This window comes from Paenibacillus sp. 32352 (assembly GCF_002042965.1).
Lineage (GTDB): Bacteria > Bacillota > Bacilli > Paenibacillales > NBRC-103111 > Paenibacillus_S > Paenibacillus_S vulneris.
On the sequence record NZ_MZNT01000004.1, the window covers coordinates 368,932 to 383,809 of the forward strand.

A 14,878-nucleotide genomic window follows, 5' to 3' on the forward strand; every position below is an offset into this window, starting at 1 on the left:
CAAAGGTCAATTCTCTCTAGCAGAATATACTGGTAATGTCCAAGATTGGTATTATTTGTTAAATGCGCGGATCAGGAGCCTTGTACTAGGTTCCTGATAGATGGGTCTACTATCGGGTTAACATCGCGATTATTATTTCCTCCAATGCTGCGTTTATACCATAGGTATCCTCCATTGGATTCGCAATCCGCGAACGCTACAGCGAGGTATCGTGATTGATGGGCTTCTCCATAATGTTCTTTACCTCATCCAGATCGTCCGTTTTCCCTAATGCCCACATCAATTTTGGAACTATAGCTTCCGTGTTCATATCGCCGGATAAAATGATTTTATCTTGAGCGACCTTACGGCCGACCTCATACAAGTTCAGATCTTCTCCCTCTTCCAAGCATTGAGTGGATATAACCACGGCAATCCCCGAAGAGATTAACTCTCTTACCTTGGGCAGCAAGTCCCTGCCTTGGAAAGGAATCCCCCCATTGCCAAAACTCTCAATAATGACGCCTTTATAAAGGGGTTTCAACTGACTGAACAATTCCGGCTTAGTACCCGGCAGAAGCTTTAACAAAAACACGTCCGGGCATAACGATGCGTCAAGCTTCAGCTTCCTGCTGCTCTTTGCCGGCTTGGCGTTGACGTACTTGATTTCGGACTCGTTAATGTATGCCACGTACGGATGGTTGATGCTCTCAAAGGCATCGTAACTTTTCGTTCTGATCTTCACAGCCCGTGTTCCCCGGATTACCCGGCCGTCAAATACAAGAAACACTCCGCCCGTGTCCTCACAAGCGAATCGAATAGCGTCCATTACGTTTTTTTTCGCATCCGTTTTCTTGTAATTGATAGGGATCTGAGAGCCTGTAATAACTACCGGTTTGCTAAGATTTTGCAGCATATAAGACAGAGCCGCAGAAGTATATGCCATCGTGTCGGTCCCATGCGTGATTACAAAACCGTCGTAGTGCGGATAGTTTTCATACACAGCCTTGGCAATTTCCACCCAAGATTCAGGCTGCATATTCGTACTGTCAATATTCATTAACAGCTTGCTTTCCAACTGAACACTCTGGTCCTTCGCCTGTAAAAAGCTGACCAGCTCTTCAGCATCCATCCCAGGGGCCAATCCTTCCTCGCCTTGGACGGCGGTAATAGTTCCCCCGGTTGCCAATAAAAGCAATTTTTTCATCGTTGCACCTCAGATAGTCAAATCGTACGCTTTTTGCGACTTTCCTTGCTTATTATATTCGTCAAAAAACGATAAATCAAGCGATATTTACGCGATTCGCGAACTTATGTCTTGAGTATCCAGTTTCTGATGTTATAATGGGATTTGGAATAAGGGGGATAAAGGCAATGTTCTTAGATAGATTAACCGAACTGAGAAAAAGTAAACGGTGGTCGTTGCAATATATTGCAGATCGGCTTGGAATTGCAAAGAGCACCTACGCAGGCTATGAGTCCGGTTATCGCGAACCGTCCCTCGAGGCTACAAAGATGCTGGCAGATCTTTATGGAACTTCAGTGGATTATTTATTAGGCAGGGTTGATGACCCTAATGACAAGCCGGAGAAGCAGAGGAAGGAACCAATCGAGTTGATGGAGCTGAATCAGGTCACTTTAACCGTTGACGGGAAATCGCTTTCTTCTGTGGAAATTAAGCATGTCATTGCTTTTATCAGGGTTTTGCGGGAAATGGACGAAACTGCGAAAAAATAAATATAAAGTTACCCAGGACACCCCCTTCATTATCAGGTTATAAGCTTCCATCGCGTTTGCTGACAGCCAAAACCCCGTAGTCTCGCAAGGCCTTAGCTTGCCGCTATATACTTGCCTATGCCAATAAATAAAAGCAGTACGTAGCATGCCGACAATACAACAAATCCAAGCCTTAACAAGGTACGCGCAATTTTGACAGGATTGATTTTGCCTTTCAGCCGATTTTGCATATTGCCAAGCAGACCCCCGGCAATTAAGAACAACAGAACAACCAGCCAGAGGCCGAGCCCAGACTGGAATAAGCTCCGCGTCATTACCGACACGGAACCAATCAAAAATAAGGTCGTAACATCGATAGCTGCATAGGTCGCTTTCTTCTTATCGCGGGATATTGCATACACAATCCCCCATGAAGCTATAAAGGAAACAAACGGAACCAATGCCAAAAAAGTATACACAGTCTGCAACCAATCCAAGAATCCGTTCATAGCGGATCACCTGCTTTGCCTATATTTTTTCCCCATTGCTGTTCTATCGACCTCACCAATTGGTATACCGTATGATGGGTTGGCAGCGTGAGACCTGCTTGCTTCGCTTGGGCAAGCAGGCCTCCTGTAATGGAGTCCAGCTCCGTGAGCCTGCGGGCCCGAATATCCTGAAGCATCGAGGATTGATTGGCTGCCGTTCGCTCACACACCTTCAACAGCTGCTCCCACAAATCTTCCGCCAGCTCAATCTCGAGCCGGGCCGCCAGCTCAAGGCCCTCTTCATATAAAGCACGCATCAGTCCTTGGGCGGCAGGCAACTGTAACAGCATCCCATTGGGTACCTGCAGAATAGCCGTCAACGGGTTAATAACGGAATTCATCAACAGTTTATTCCAAACTTTACTAGTGATTTTGTTCGACAAAGATACACTGAATCCTGCATTCTGGAACATCTTTTGCAGATTTTTTTCCAAATGTATGTCCTGGCTTGCGTCATTAATGAGCGGCCCGATCCAGGTTTCCCCGCTCCCCGTATGCTCTACGCATACGGAATGATGCCGGAGCGCCCCTTCTGTTGTTACAGCCAGCCATAACCGATTCTCAGGTATGCATCGAGCTAAAATATCCGTATGCCCGATCCCGTTTTGAAAACATAGCAGCCGGGTCTCCGGCTTCATCTGATCTGCGATTGTACGGGCAAGCCGTTCCGTCACCGCCGTTTGCTTCACCATCAAGAAGATCCAGTCAGGAGCTGGAAGGCTGTCTGGACTGCTAATCAACTCTTCCTCAGCGATCACAAAAGGACGGACTCTAATGTCTTGCTGTCCTGATTCTGAGCTCTTGGTTAGCAGGCGAAGCCCTTCTAAGGAAACTCTCTCACTTTGCTCACGGCTATGCGTAACCAATTCGATATGTACGGCGCCCGATCGAGCGAGAGAGGCAGCAAACAGCATTCCAAGCGCTCCCGCTCCTATGATTCTGACTTTCATTTCGCTTCTCTCCCCCAGGTAAACCTTTTCCTTCCATATTAGCAAACAAAAGCCCTGCAAGCCAAATGCCTGCAGGGCTATGCTTATTCTATTCTTTCCAGATTACCGTTAGCATCCATTTTGAACCGCGGCTTGTTCTCGTCTTCCTCCTCTACGAGAAATGCCAGCTTACGGGCACGATCCATAATTTGTATGAGCGCTTTGTAGTCGTCATTAACGACCCGATAATCGGTCTCGACTTCGTTAACCTGCTTATTCAAAATATCATTCTCGCTCCGCAGGCGGTCCAGCTCATCCTGTTTCTCGCTTAATTCTTTCTCGAGATGACGAATATGCCGCGACATTTCTTGATAAGTGCCTTTCCATTGACGCAAAAAACGTATGACGGCATCGATAGAGATAGACTCTTCCACAAACGCATCGCTGGGCTTCACTTGCTCCGAATGAGCATGGTCCAATACAGCGGTGTTGTTGGATACAGCCGCGTAAGCCGAATGTTTTTTCTGCTGATTGCGCTTTTGCCGCTGCGACTTAGCTATCTGAATAGCAGCCTCGTATTTTTTCCTTACGAAACTATTCCAACGAAAGCCGCAGGCCGCTGCCGTTCTTCCTATTTTTTCGCCGACTTCCTCAAAAGCGGTTAGCTGTGTACTTCCTTCGCGGATATGACGCAGTGTCACCTCCGCCAATATCAAATCATCTTCATCGCTCCAAGCATCTTGTCTTATAGCTGTCATACAAAAGCAGTCCTCCTAACCCCTGGGTATCAATCATCCATGCATCTATCGAAAGTAAGACGTGGAATGTTGCGTTACTTCATCTCTATGCCCATAGTAGAGTTCATAGAATCTTTTTCTACTATTTTGTATTGCCATTTTTTAAGGGACTCATACATGTTTTTGTGCGGATTAGGGTAACCTAGGCATGCAAGCGATAAAATTGTTTTTAATTTCGTCACCGATTGGACGTTTACAGGCATTGACGCAGCAGTTATAATGTCTAATAGTAAAGTGCCGAAGTGAGAAAATATGCTAAAATGGCAGAACTTTCTACATAACTCTAAGGGGGAAGCAGAATGGATCGCATGTTTCGCGTTCTTGGATTCTGGACGCTGGTCATTGGTTTGATGGCGTTAGCCGGTGATATGATTCCGATGGCGTTGCTCTTTTTTGCTCAAACGGCAATCTTCGTACTGCTAGGGTATTTGAAACTATCCGAACGTACCTACATATTGCTTTTTTGGGGGTACATGATTCTTTCATTTACCGGCTTTACGTATTGGTCATTTTTCAAAATGTCCATCTAGTCAGGGAAAAAAAGGTGAGCTGCCTTATGGCAGCTCACCTTTTTTTTGAATCAGCACCTTGAACAGTTCGCTCATCTGATCGCTTAGCAGCAGCTGCCGGATTGCCCGGTTCCTTCGAGCCACAGGACTGAACGGGTCCGTTGAGACATGATCCTGCAGCAAATCAAGAATTCCGTTCTCCACCAGAAATTGCTTCTGCGTCATGTAGCTTTGTACCCGGAGCCCGACGGTCTCTCCCGCCTCCGCCAAAGCCGTAAAATCCACGTGTGACGTCATATCCTGCTCGCCGGGATTGGCATAGGGATCGTCGGAGGCTCTATGACTTCTGTAGCACATGAAGGTGCCATTCATTCTATGAGGGGCAAGCAGCTCCCTTGTCTCATCTCCATAATCCACCGTAATCACTTGTCCGCTCCCTAGCGAACTGCCGATGCTCCGCATCCACGAGGCCGCGCCGCTATTGATTTCCCATCGCTGGCCTTCCAGAAAGCTGAGCTGCTGGCGTTCAATAACTCGCAGTAACGCCGGGTCCTCGAGTCTCATTAATCTCTCACGGAAAGCACTGGATGGTTCATCCCATTCCACATAAATTTCGTGCGGCTCTCCATTCCTGAACTCCATGCGGTGAACGGCAAACGCATCCGGCAGTTCATTAGACAAGACGATAGTATCTGTCCATGGGCCGCCTTCGATCCATTCCGCTTCGCTTAACCAGCTGATCTGCCGTATATGTTCCTTACATTCCTCCGCTTGAAGCATACGGTGGTGCAGGCTTCTTTCTACGCAAATATATCGGACTCGGCGGTAAAGGTCCGGCGCTGTACGCTCCAGCTCGTCCAATAACAGCCTTGCAAGTCTTCCGGTACCTCCGCCCCATTCCACTATATTCAAGGGCCTCTCAGGGCCTAATTCTTTCGTTTGAGAGGCAATATAGCGCGCCAGTATCTCTCCCATCAAACCGCCAATGGAAGAGCTGGTATAAAAGTCTCCGTCACGTCCAATTTTGCTTTTCCCATTCATATAGTAACCGTATTCCGGATGATATAAGCACAGCTCCATATAGTCGTAAAAGCGGATAGCCCCTGCCGGACTTTGTCCGATCCGTTGTTTAATTACTTCGATAAGCGCCTGATTCCCTGCCATTTTGATCCCCCTGTCATGCCGCCATGTGCCATGTTCACAGCATAGTAAAAACATACATCTTAATCACTAAAGACAAAATGAACCATAGTCGATATAATGAAGGTTGTTTCTGTTTCTTGAATTCAAGTTGGAAGGAGCCACCCTTTTGCAAGCCTACCGCAAGCATTTCATCTCTGTTACTTTACTCTTACTGTTGTCCACAATGATCATCCTCGCAGGCTGTACGGATCATAAGCAGCTGAAGCAGGATTTATTGCAAGCTGTTGCCAAGCAGCAAGACATTGCCAGCTATCAGTTCGAAGGGGCTATCGAGCTGCATGCCGATTCTTCGCTGCTAGGACAAGCCAACCCGCTGACCGTATCTTTATTCTCCTTAATGAAGGAGAGCAAGATTGATTACAAAGGGGTTACTGCGCTTGAGCCGGCCCGTATGGAAACGAATCTTACGATAACGCCCGCCGGAGGCTCACCGATCAGCGTTCCTGTTCTCATTAAAGATAGCAAATTGTTTTTCCAGATGCCACCATTAAATAAGGCCGACGAATATATGATGCTTCCTATTCAGAACAAGCAAGCTTCTGACGCTGGTAAGGATCCTTTGAAAAACACCGGGCAATTGACGGCGAGCCTCACCCAGCAGCTGTATAAGGACGTAGATCCCGAATGGCTGCAGGCTCCCAAAGACTCTGGCACTTTGCCGGACGGAACACCTGCCAAACGCATTACGCTGGATATTAACAAGAAGAATGAGCAGGCTGTCACAGAATACATGAGCAAATCGGTCATTCCCGGCCTGCTCGAAATTGTTAAAACCAACGGCTTGGCATCCGAGGCTTCCATGAAGGCCTGGTCTGCAAGCCTTAGCCAGCTGAAAATCAAAGCCCCCAGCACGATTACCCTGTCTATGGACCAAAACGGATTTATCCGGGAGCAGCAGTGGAATTTGACCTTTACCGCGGGGAACAGCACTAATGAAAACCATGTAACATGGACTTATTCGATATCTGATATCAATACCAATCCTGCGTTTACTATGGAAACACCGGCTAAGGTCAAATCATTGGAGGACCTGCTCCGCTTGGTGAAGCCTGCGAATACCGCTAAACCTTAAATTTTGCGATGCATTATTCTACTTCTTCTTTCGGGAAGAAGTATTTTTTTATCCTTTTTCTCATAAAGTTGTGATAATCTAGTATGGATCTGATCCAGAAAGGAAGCCTATGCCGATGAGGCACTTTTCGCAAGCAGCCTGCATCCTGCTGTCCCTTTGTCTTTGCCTTTCCATTTATTCCTCGGCGGCTCTGGCGGCGCCCAATGAGGAAACCAAACAGCTTTTGCAAAAAGGGCTGACCGTCTATGAAATCGATCAGGAATTGACCCGAATCGAGGAGCAGCAAAAAAAGCTTCAGCAGCAAATCGACAGCACGGGGCAGCAGCTCATCCAACAGCAAGCCCGTTCACAAGAGACCCGACAGCATGCCGGCAAAGTGCTCCGTGCTTATTATATGGGGGACCGCGACTCCTTATGGATGCTTCTGTTTTCCGTCCAATCCTTCAAGGATGCCCTGTCGACCTTTGAATATTTGCAAATGATTATCATGAGTGATCACGAAACGCTTCAACGGTATTTGAACAGCCAGAAGGAGCTGCAGAAGCTCACCGCCTCGCTGCTTGAATCCCAGACAGCCCTGGAGCAATCCAAGGCTCGTTATATCGCCCAAAGAGAGCAGCAGGTTCAGCTGCAAAAGCAGCTTGACGAAGGATTGGCCAAGCAGGCTTCTTCTACCGCGGTCATACAGGAAATTACCAAGCTCACCGTACAATGGCAGGACAAGGGCGTTCCTTTGTTCAAAACCTATTTCCGTGCGCTGGCGCAAGCGATGAATCAGCTTCCCGAAATCATCAATGATACGAATGGCGGCAAAAGCAATCATCTTATCATGAACGGCTTTCAATATACGTTTCAAATTACAGATGAAGAGCTTAATGCCTTCCTCCGCTCCAAAAATCCTTTATTTCAAAATTTACATTTCCTGTTTGCCGATTCAAAAGTAATAGCCAAGGGGAAACAAGAGGATATGGAGGTTATGATCAAGGGATCGTATGAGCTGGCGGCCAAAGAAACGCTGAAGGGCAAATATATCCGATTTCATTTAGAGCAGCTGCAATTCAACGGCTTCGACCTGCCCCAGTCGACCATCGAATCTATGGTTCAGGACTTTGATTTTGGCATTTATCCGCAAGCCATCGCTTCTTTCCTGCAAGTGACCGATGTTCGGCTGGAGGAAGGAAAGCTCAGCATTATGCTGAAGCTTGCTCTGTAAGGAAACAGGTCTGTCTAACCGAAAGGAGCTTCGAATGAAACCGATACGGAAATATGGATTAAGCATGGAGCTGCCGGAAGGGAAGCTCCCGGGCTTTTACGCACAAATCATTAAAGCATTGGCTGAAAAGTCGCCTCCGTTTGACCGTGACAAGGAGCTGCTTATTTTCTCCACACCCGGGGACAGGGAGCATGCTTACGGCATTATGAAGCAGTACAAAATCCCCTTTGATGAGCTGGATCTGCTGCTTCTCCCCGAGCCTGCCTCCCCTGAGCCTGCATTTACCGACTACGGCTTTGTCAGCCGTTCGGGACATGCCTATGTCTATCAGGATAACGTCTGCCTCTTCACCCTTGAATCAGAGGACCCTTTGGCGGAGCCTGCTCCTGCCCGGCAGCAGATGGAGGAGCACTTGTTAGCCGTTTGCGAAGATGGCAAGAACACCCTCTTCATAACGGATTGCCAATCGGACGAGCTGATGAGCGGGATCGCGCGTGCGTACCGCTGCACTGTCAATTTCATTCAGCTGGATCCGTAAGCAAACGGGCCCCACAACATCTTCATTAACAATGAAAAAAGCGCAGAGTACGGCTTGTCATAAGAAGCCTTACACTGCGCTTTATTGGGTTACAGGTTAAAGCAAATCTGCCGCAAGCTGAGCCAGGTGTGAGCGCTCACCGCGCTCCAGAGTGATATGTCCGCTGATCTGTTGGCCTTTAAACCGCTCTACGACGTACGTAAGCCCGTTGCTTGAGGCATCCAGGTACGGATGGTCTATTTGCTCGGGATCGCCCAGGAGAACGATTTTACTGCCCTCTCCCACCCTCGACACGATGGTCTTGATCTCATGTTTGGATAAATTTTGCGCTTCATCTATGATGATAAATTGCCCCGGTATGGAGCGCCCGCGAATATAGGTCAAGGCTTCCACTTGAATACTGCCTAGTCCGGCCAATACTTTGTCGATATCACCCGGTTTTTTCGTATCGAATAAAAATTCCAGATTGTCATAGATCGGCTGCATCCAGGGCCGCAGCTTCTCCTCCTTCTCCCCGGGGAGGTACCCGATATCCTTGCCCATAGGGACTACAGGTCTGGCAATCAGCAATTTCTTGTATTTCCTCTCGTCCTCCACTTTCAACAAGCCGGCCGCCAGCGTCAGCAGCGTTTTCCCCGTACCCGCTTTGCCCGTCAACGTGACGATCGGGATTTCATCATTCAGCAGAAGCTCCAATGCCATTCTCTGCTGCGCATTGCGCGCGGCAATCCCCCAGATCGGATCGTTGCTCAGAAACAGCGGCTCCAGCTTCTTCCCATCCGAATTGACCTTAAGGAGCGCCGACTTGGAGGTTCCCATCTCGTCTCTCAAAATAACAAACTCATGCGGATGAAGCGGATACGCCAGATTTAAAGAGTTTACGCTTAAATACCGGTAGGTGTAAAACTCGTCGATGACCGACGGATGGGCATGAATAGTTAAATACCCCATGTACATATCCGGCATATTCACAATCCGGTCCGACAAATAATCCTGCGCGGTTAAACCGAGGACATCCGCTTTGATCCGGACCAGCGTATCCTTGCTGACCATTATAACCGGCTTGGGGTCCTCCTTCTCCTGCTCTTCCAGATGATAGTTCAGAGCGACTGCCAAAATCCGGTTGTCATTGGTTCCTTCGGCGAATACTTCCTGCAGCTTGGCAAAGCTGCGATGATTTAATTCTACCTTCAGCTGACCGCCATTGGGGAGCTCAATCCCCTCATATAACCTGCCTTGGGACCGCAAGCTGTCCATCATCCGGGAGATTTGTCTTGCATTGCGCCCCAGCTCATCCGCATTGCGTTTCTTAGAATCGATCTCCTCCAAGACAATGGCGGGAATGACCACCTCGTTATCCTCAAAAGCAAAGATTGCGTTAGGATCCTGTAAAAGCACATTGGTATCCAATACAAAAATTTTACTCATTTGAGTCCCCTCCCAGGCTGGTGTTTGGTTGCCGTTATACATAGGAATCGACTAGTAAGGACAAACTAACCAAAGCAATTAAGGGATAGAAAGGAACGATCGATGATGAGAGTGTTTGTCTACTGTGTTGTGTTGTTGTCAGTATTGGTAGGTTGTAACCAATCACCTAAGAATGGAGCTTCCCCGACTAATGATGTGAATCGACATGTACAAGTGAAGCAAACAGCACCTCAGAAAAAAGAAATCGTCGATTCCCGGGCCGTCTCCGAACGTTTGGAGCAAATCGCCACCAGCGTACCGCTGGTCGAAGGCGCCAAATGCGTCGTTTTTGGAAACACGGCGGTCGTTGGGATCAATTTGCCTCCGGAAATGGACCGTTCCAAAGTGGGAACCATCAAGCTGTCGGTTGCGGAAGCCTTAAAGAAAGATCCTTACGGTGTAGATGCCATTGTAACAGCCGATATGGATCTGTCCGCAAGAATCGGGAAAATCAGAGATAGCGTTGTTAACGGCAAACCGATAAGCGGTTTTGCACAAGAAATGGCGGAGATTATCGGACGTATTATGCCGCAAGTTCCCCGAGAAGTAGAGCCGATTTCACCTCCTCAGAGTACAGAGCCTCAAATGCCGAATAAACAGATGTAGGATGAAGAAAAATCATATGGGGAAAAAGCCTAGAATAACCATTCTAGGCTTTTTTCATAGCATCAAAAACTTGCGCATCCAGCTTCTCGGCTGCGCGCTTATCATAGGTTTTTTCAAATTCGGGCGCGACGGAAATCCGTGAGCCATAGAACATCGCGTCACGTACCGCGGTAATGTCGATATCGAAGCATGCCAGCTTGAAAGGCACACCCTCCAGCGTCTCGGTTACTTGACGCGCTTTGCCGTAAATGGCATGAACGGACCCTTCGCCAATGTAGGTTACATTGACCAATTCATTTTGCCGCAGGTTCGTTACAATTCTCGAACGCTGATCGATAGCAAAGCGAATCGTTTCCGAATCTTTGGCATAAAGCCAGGAAACGGCATTCATGCTGGGAGAACCCGATTCGAAATCAATGGTACTTAGCAGGGCGAACGTATCTTTCTGCATAGCATCAATTAGCTGCTGCGGGAGAACATTGATCGTTTCCGCCATGATTTCCCCTCCTGTGTCCATTGTTAAAATGATCTATATCTGACTTTATTATAACACAGGTACTGCTTGGCAACCACAGAATGCCGTAGCTGCTGCAAGGATGAACCGGTTATGTAGCTCTATGATAGGGGGACACTCCTTTCAAACGGTATTAATTTATTTTATCGAGTGTGTCCCTTTTATATGTCATTGATTGTACTTAGGATTGGAATTAATGTCATGGAGCAGCTGTTCGGCGTAATCCTTATCGAAGAAGAGCTTATTGGGAGCTCCGTTAACTTTGCAGACGATGTGAATCCGTTCCTCGTCATCTTGGGTTTCAAGCTCCGAAACGGCGTGATCCTCCCGCAGTATTTCTTCAAAAAAAAGCCTCGTCTCCTCCGCTGCCTTATCGTCGGGCCTAGCTTCGGATACAATCTTCATTTGCAGCCAGTTAAATAACGCGTCCTCCAGTTTCATGGGCATCCTCCTAAGGGCTTTCCGTAGGAAAGCCTACTTCGTAAGCGTATCCTGAGGGCTTTGCATTGCAAAACCTTCTTCGTAAGCGTATCCTAAGGGCTTTGCATTGCAAAGCCTTCTTCGTAAGCGTATCCTGAGGGCTTTGCATTGCAAACCTGAGTCTGTTGAGAAACCTATCCATTTGCAAAATGCTATGGTATCTCGGTGAAATATTCCCCTCCGGCCGCTGTTGTTCTCGGAAAATATGGATTGTATATGTTGTCAGCGGGTATTTTCCGAGAACAAAGGCGGACGCTATTGCTCCTCCGGGGAATACCTCACCTGCCACCTTCACATTTTGTATATGACGGGTTTCTCGGTGACCTAAGGGCTTTCCGTAGGAAAGCCTGCTTCGTAAGCATAATCTAGTGGCTTTCCGCAGGTATGCCCTGAGCTAGACAAGCAGCAGGATGGTGTAACCCTGCGCATTCCATTTCTTCATTCTATGCAGCCACTCCAGAATCGGTTCGTCCACACCCACGTGGTCAAGCAGCTCCTCAGCCTGGGATAGCATGACATCCAACTCAGCTCCTGCAGGGCGCTTATCGATATAAGCATGCGCACAGTGAGAAAGCTCCAGACGGTCGGGGGTAAACAAGACAGGATCTCCTGAATCCAGCCGGAACGGCAGCTCGTCTACTCCGCATCGGATCTCCGCTTCTTCACTAAGCAGCAGGTTGGACTTAAAAGGCACGAGCAGTCGCGGATGAACAGACTTCATCAGCTGAAGAAAACGCTCTCTGTTTTCTACAGGAGCCAGTTCAAAGCGTTCGGGTAACAGTAAGCAGGAAGCTCCATCCATCTTCAACGGTGCCAGCCAATAGCTTTTCACATGTTCACCCGCTTTCGTTACTGCTCTTCCGGCTGCTGTTTTTTAGTGCGTCCTTCAATGAAATAACGAATTCTGACAAGAAACATCAAGCCTACAGCAACGGCTAGGCACAGCACGATAGGAAGCGCTCCTAGCTGGAACAATAGCAGCATACCGGCGCCGATAGCGAGCATCAGGTAGACGATCGCTTCTTTGAGAATGGGAAGTCTGCGTACCTTGAATACTTTGTTGTACACGTAGCTGATTAGTACCAGGATAATCAAGTATGTAATAACGGGATGCTCACGAAACCATTCGGTCATTGATGATATAACCTCCTTCAGGTGAGATACGCCCATCTAGGACAGTGGTAAGACCAAAAACAGCAGCAATACCAGCAGGAATAAATAGATCCAGAAAACTTTATTTGGTAAAAAGAAAGCTCTGAATCATCAGAGCTTTCTCCCATAAATTTAAGCGTTAGCTTCAGCCATCTTGCGGTGCTTCTCAGCACGCTCGCGTTCGCTCTTGTTCAATATTTTTTTGCGCAGACGGATCGACTTTGGAGTGATTTCGCAATACTCGTCGTCGTTCAAATATTCCAGCGCTTGTTCCAGCGAGTAGATACGAGGAGTTTTCATCTTCACCGTATCGTCCTTACCGGCGGAGCGGATATTCGTCAATTGCTTTTCTTTACAGATGTTAACAATAATGTCGGTATCACGATTATGTTCGCCGACGATCATGCCTTCGTACACCTCAGTGCCCGGTTCTAAGAACAGGATACCGCGGTCTTCAACCGACAGCATACCATACAAGGTCGAAGTCCCTGTTTCGCTGGATACCAGCACGCCCTCATGGCGTCCGCCTACTCCGGAACCGTAATAAGGTCCGTAGCTGTCAAACGCATGGTTCATAATGCCGTAACCGCGAGTCAAGGTCAGGAAGTACGTACGGTATCCGATCAAGCCGCGGGCAGGAATCAGGAATTCCAGACGCACATTGCCGTTACCGTTATTGATCATGTTAACCATCTCGGCTTTGCGGGTCCCAAGGCTTTCCATTACCGCACCCATGCTTTCTTCAGGCACGTCAATAATCAGACGCTCCAACGGCTCCATTTTTTGCCCGTCAATGACCTTGATAATAACTTCCGGCTTGGATACCTGAAGCTCGAAGCCTTCACGGCGCATATTCTCGATCAAGATGCCAAGATGCAGCTCACCGCGGCCCGATACGATAAAAGCATCCGGGCTATCCGTTTCCTCAACGCGCAAGCTGACATCGGTCTCAAGCTCTTTGAAAAGACGCTCGCGCAGCTTTCTGGAGGTAACCCATTTTCCTTCGCGTCCTGCGAATGGACTGTTGTTTACAAGGAATGTCATTTGCAGGGTTGGCTCATCAATCTTCAATACAGGCAGCGCCTCTGGATGAGCGGGATCTGCAATGGTCTCTCCGATGTTGATGTCCTTAATCCCCGAGATAGCGACAATATCCCCCGCTCCCGCTTCTTCAATCTCGATCCGCTTAAGACCTTGGAAACCGAAGAGCTTCTCGATCCGCGACTGCTTCGTAACGCCGTCACGATTAATAACCGCTACCGGTTGTCCTTGCTTTACAACACCACGGTTGACACGTCCGATTGCAATACGTCCCAAGTACTCGTTGTAGTCCATCAAGGTCACCAAAAATTGCAGCGGTTCTTCCACGTTCTCTGTAGGGGCCGGAATATGGCTGACGACAGTCTCATAAATAGCCTGCATATTGTCGTCTTGCTTGGATGGATCGGAATCCAGACTGGAGGTCCCCATCAAAGCCGATGCATAAACAACCGGGAAATCCAATTGATCGTCGTTAGCTCCTAGCTCGATGAACAGATCCAGCACTTCATCGACTACTTCAGCCGGACGTGCGTTAGGACGGTCAATTTTATTCACGATAACAATAGGTGTGAGGTTTTGTTCCAAAGCTTTGCGCAGTACGAATTTCGTTTGCGGCATGGTGCCTTCAAATGCATCGACCACCAGCAAAACTCCGTCAACCATCTTCATAATACGTTCCACTTCGCCGCCAAAGTCGGCATGCCCTGGAGTATCTACGATGTTAATAAGGTAGTCTTTATAATTGATCGCCGTATTCTTTGCCAAAATCGTAATACCGCGTTCTCTCTCCAAATCATTGGAGTCCATCGCACGTTCTTGAACCGTCTCGTGTTCGCGGAACGTACCTGATTGTTGAAGCAATTTGTCTACCAAAGTCGTTTTACCATGATCGACGTGAGCAATAATCGCAATGTTGCGTATTTTATCTCTTGAATGCATGTTTTCCCTTACCTCTCCTAAATTTGACCCTGTTACCTTGCTCTATGTTTAGAGCAGCCGGGGCCCGTTCCACAAAACAAGCGTCGGACATAAGCGCCGACGCTTGACATTTACGTTTATTATACGTGCAAATAGTAAAAAAGGCAAGGCAAAACGACAAGATTAACATGCCATT

The 14,878-nt window shown here is 47.9% G+C and carries 17 protein-coding genes; 6 read left to right on the forward strand and 11 right to left on the reverse strand.

The annotated features are described in order from the left end of the window. Window positions 1-196: 196 nt before the first annotated feature. Entirely contained in the window at window positions 197-1,186 is a 990-nt protein-coding gene (locus B1728_RS12340; RefSeq protein ID WP_079910502.1) for an asparaginase, read from the reverse strand. A gap of 167 nt (window positions 1,187-1,353) precedes the next feature. Here B1728_RS12340 and B1728_RS12345 point away from each other — a divergent pair, with 167 nt between their 5' ends. Further along, the gene (locus tag B1728_RS12345; protein WP_079910503.1) at window positions 1,354-1,716 is read left to right on the forward strand and encodes a helix-turn-helix domain-containing protein; all 363 of its coding nucleotides are present in this window, start codon (window positions 1,354-1,356) and stop codon (window positions 1,714-1,716) included. 92 nt (window positions 1,717-1,808) lie between these two features. On the opposite strand, the gene B1728_RS12350 is transcribed toward B1728_RS12345, so the two are convergent. From B1728_RS12350 to B1728_RS12360, 3 genes are all read right to left on the reverse strand, one after another. Further along, window positions 1,809-2,204, reverse strand: coding sequence for a DUF3397 domain-containing protein (locus tag B1728_RS12350; protein WP_079910504.1), 396 nt, complete (start codon window positions 2,202-2,204; stop codon window positions 1,809-1,811). Beyond that, the gene (locus B1728_RS12355; RefSeq protein WP_079910505.1) at window positions 2,201-3,193 is read right to left on the reverse strand and encodes a ketopantoate reductase family protein; all 993 of its coding nucleotides are present in this window, start codon (window positions 3,191-3,193) and stop codon (window positions 2,201-2,203) included. The genes B1728_RS12350 and B1728_RS12355 overlap by 4 nt, the downstream gene beginning before the upstream one ends. A gap of 83 nt (window positions 3,194-3,276) precedes the next feature. After that, a complete protein-coding gene (locus tag B1728_RS12360; RefSeq protein ID WP_079910506.1) occupies window positions 3,277-3,930 on the reverse strand; it encodes an RsfA family transcriptional regulator in 654 nt (217 codons plus the stop codon). Between the two features lie 338 nt (window positions 3,931-4,268). Here B1728_RS12360 and B1728_RS12365 point away from each other — a divergent pair, with 338 nt between their 5' ends. Further along, window positions 4,269-4,499, forward strand: coding sequence for a DUF2626 domain-containing protein (locus B1728_RS12365; protein ID WP_079910507.1), 231 nt, complete (start codon window positions 4,269-4,271; stop codon window positions 4,497-4,499). 24 nt (window positions 4,500-4,523) lie between these two features. Here B1728_RS12365 and B1728_RS12370 read toward each other — a convergent pair whose 3' ends face one another. After that, on the reverse strand, window positions 4,524-5,642 hold the full coding sequence (locus B1728_RS12370) for a class I SAM-dependent methyltransferase (RefSeq protein WP_079910508.1): 1,119 nt from the start codon (window positions 5,640-5,642) through the stop codon (window positions 4,524-4,526). A gap of 145 nt (window positions 5,643-5,787) precedes the next feature. Here B1728_RS12370 and B1728_RS12375 point away from each other — a divergent pair, with 145 nt between their 5' ends. The 3 genes from B1728_RS12375 (at window position 5,788) to B1728_RS12385 (ending at window position 8,504) form a co-directional block, all read left to right on the forward strand. Beyond that, window positions 5,788-6,753, forward strand: a complete 966-nt coding sequence (locus B1728_RS12375) for a hypothetical protein (RefSeq protein WP_079910509.1) — start codon at window positions 5,788-5,790, stop codon at window positions 6,751-6,753. 115 nt (window positions 6,754-6,868) lie between these two features. Then, complete coding sequence (locus tag B1728_RS12380) at window positions 6,869-7,966, forward strand: hypothetical protein (RefSeq protein ID WP_079910510.1); 1,098 nt, start codon at window positions 6,869-6,871, stop codon at window positions 7,964-7,966. 34 nt (window positions 7,967-8,000) lie between these two features. Beyond that, on the forward strand, window positions 8,001-8,504 hold the full coding sequence (locus B1728_RS12385) for a hypothetical protein (RefSeq protein ID WP_079910511.1): 504 nt from the start codon (window positions 8,001-8,003) through the stop codon (window positions 8,502-8,504). A gap of 96 nt (window positions 8,505-8,600) precedes the next feature. On the opposite strand, the gene B1728_RS12390 is transcribed toward B1728_RS12385, so the two are convergent. Continuing rightward, window positions 8,601-9,932, reverse strand: a complete 1,332-nt coding sequence (locus tag B1728_RS12390) for a PhoH family protein (protein ID WP_079910512.1) — start codon at window positions 9,930-9,932, stop codon at window positions 8,601-8,603. A gap of 102 nt (window positions 9,933-10,034) precedes the next feature. On the opposite strand from B1728_RS12390, the gene B1728_RS12395 reads away from it, so the two are divergent. Continuing rightward, window positions 10,035-10,577, forward strand: coding sequence for a YhcN/YlaJ family sporulation lipoprotein (locus B1728_RS12395; protein ID WP_225948174.1), 543 nt, complete (start codon window positions 10,035-10,037; stop codon window positions 10,575-10,577). Window positions 10,578-10,620: 43 nt separating this feature from the next. On the opposite strand, the gene B1728_RS12400 is transcribed toward B1728_RS12395, so the two are convergent. The 5 genes from B1728_RS12400 to typA all read right to left on the reverse strand — a co-directional run bounded on the left by B1728_RS12400 (window position 10,621) and on the right by typA (window position 14,703). After that, window positions 10,621-11,073: a pyridoxamine 5'-phosphate oxidase family protein gene (locus B1728_RS12400; RefSeq protein ID WP_079910514.1), complete on the reverse strand. Its 453-nt coding sequence runs from the start codon at window positions 11,071-11,073 to the stop codon at window positions 10,621-10,623. A 186-nt stretch (window positions 11,074-11,259) separates the two neighbouring features. Continuing rightward, a complete protein-coding gene (locus tag B1728_RS12405; RefSeq protein WP_079910515.1) occupies window positions 11,260-11,532 on the reverse strand; it encodes a hypothetical protein in 273 nt (90 codons plus the stop codon). A 433-nt stretch (window positions 11,533-11,965) separates the two neighbouring features. After that, window positions 11,966-12,403: a hypothetical protein gene (locus B1728_RS12410; protein ID WP_079910516.1), complete on the reverse strand. Its 438-nt coding sequence runs from the start codon at window positions 12,401-12,403 to the stop codon at window positions 11,966-11,968. 17 nt (window positions 12,404-12,420) lie between these two features. Next, window positions 12,421-12,705, reverse strand: coding sequence for a YlaH-like family protein (locus B1728_RS12415; protein WP_079910517.1), 285 nt, complete (start codon window positions 12,703-12,705; stop codon window positions 12,421-12,423). Window positions 12,706-12,855: 150 nt separating this feature from the next. Beyond that, on the reverse strand, window positions 12,856-14,703 hold the full coding sequence (typA, locus tag B1728_RS12420; protein ID WP_079910518.1) for a translational GTPase TypA: 1,848 nt from the start codon (window positions 14,701-14,703) through the stop codon (window positions 12,856-12,858). Window positions 14,704-14,878 lie beyond the last annotated feature (175 nt).

Excerpts from the sequence above, each read along its gene's own strand:
- B1728_RS12340 (WP_079910502.1), bottom strand. The coding sequence starts at position 1,186 with ATGAAAAAATTGCTTTTATTGGCAACCGGGGGAACTATTACCGCCGTC.
- B1728_RS12345 (WP_079910503.1), top strand. The coding sequence starts at position 1,354 with ATGTTCTTAGATAGATTAACCGAACTGAGAAAAAGTAAACGGTGGTCG.
- B1728_RS12350 (WP_079910504.1), bottom strand. The coding sequence starts at position 2,204 with ATGAACGGATTCTTGGATTGGTTGCAGACTGTGTATACTTTTTTGGCA.
- B1728_RS12355 (WP_079910505.1), bottom strand. The coding sequence starts at position 3,193 with ATGAAAGTCAGAATCATAGGAGCGGGAGCGCTTGGAATGCTGTTTGCT.
- B1728_RS12360 (WP_079910506.1), bottom strand. The coding sequence starts at position 3,930 with ATGACAGCTATAAGACAAGATGCTTGGAGCGATGAAGATGATTTGATA.
- B1728_RS12365 (WP_079910507.1), top strand. The coding sequence starts at position 4,269 with ATGGATCGCATGTTTCGCGTTCTTGGATTCTGGACGCTGGTCATTGGT.
- B1728_RS12370 (WP_079910508.1), bottom strand. The coding sequence starts at position 5,642 with ATGGCAGGGAATCAGGCGCTTATCGAAGTAATTAAACAACGGATCGGA.
- B1728_RS12380 (WP_079910510.1), top strand. The coding sequence starts at position 6,869 with ATGAGGCACTTTTCGCAAGCAGCCTGCATCCTGCTGTCCCTTTGTCTT.
- B1728_RS12385 (WP_079910511.1), top strand. The coding sequence starts at position 8,001 with ATGAAACCGATACGGAAATATGGATTAAGCATGGAGCTGCCGGAAGGG.
- B1728_RS12390 (WP_079910512.1), bottom strand. The coding sequence starts at position 9,932 with ATGAGTAAAATTTTTGTATTGGATACCAATGTGCTTTTACAGGATCCT.
- B1728_RS12395 (WP_225948174.1), top strand. The coding sequence starts at position 10,035 with ATGATGAGAGTGTTTGTCTACTGTGTTGTGTTGTTGTCAGTATTGGTA.
- B1728_RS12400 (WP_079910514.1), bottom strand. The coding sequence starts at position 11,073 with ATGGCGGAAACGATCAATGTTCTCCCGCAGCAGCTAATTGATGCTATG.
- B1728_RS12405 (WP_079910515.1), bottom strand. The coding sequence starts at position 11,532 with ATGAAACTGGAGGACGCGTTATTTAACTGGCTGCAAATGAAGATTGTA.
- B1728_RS12415 (WP_079910517.1), bottom strand. The coding sequence starts at position 12,705 with ATGACCGAATGGTTTCGTGAGCATCCCGTTATTACATACTTGATTATC.
- typA (WP_079910518.1), bottom strand. The coding sequence starts at position 14,703 with ATGCATTCAAGAGATAAAATACGCAACATTGCGATTATTGCTCACGTC.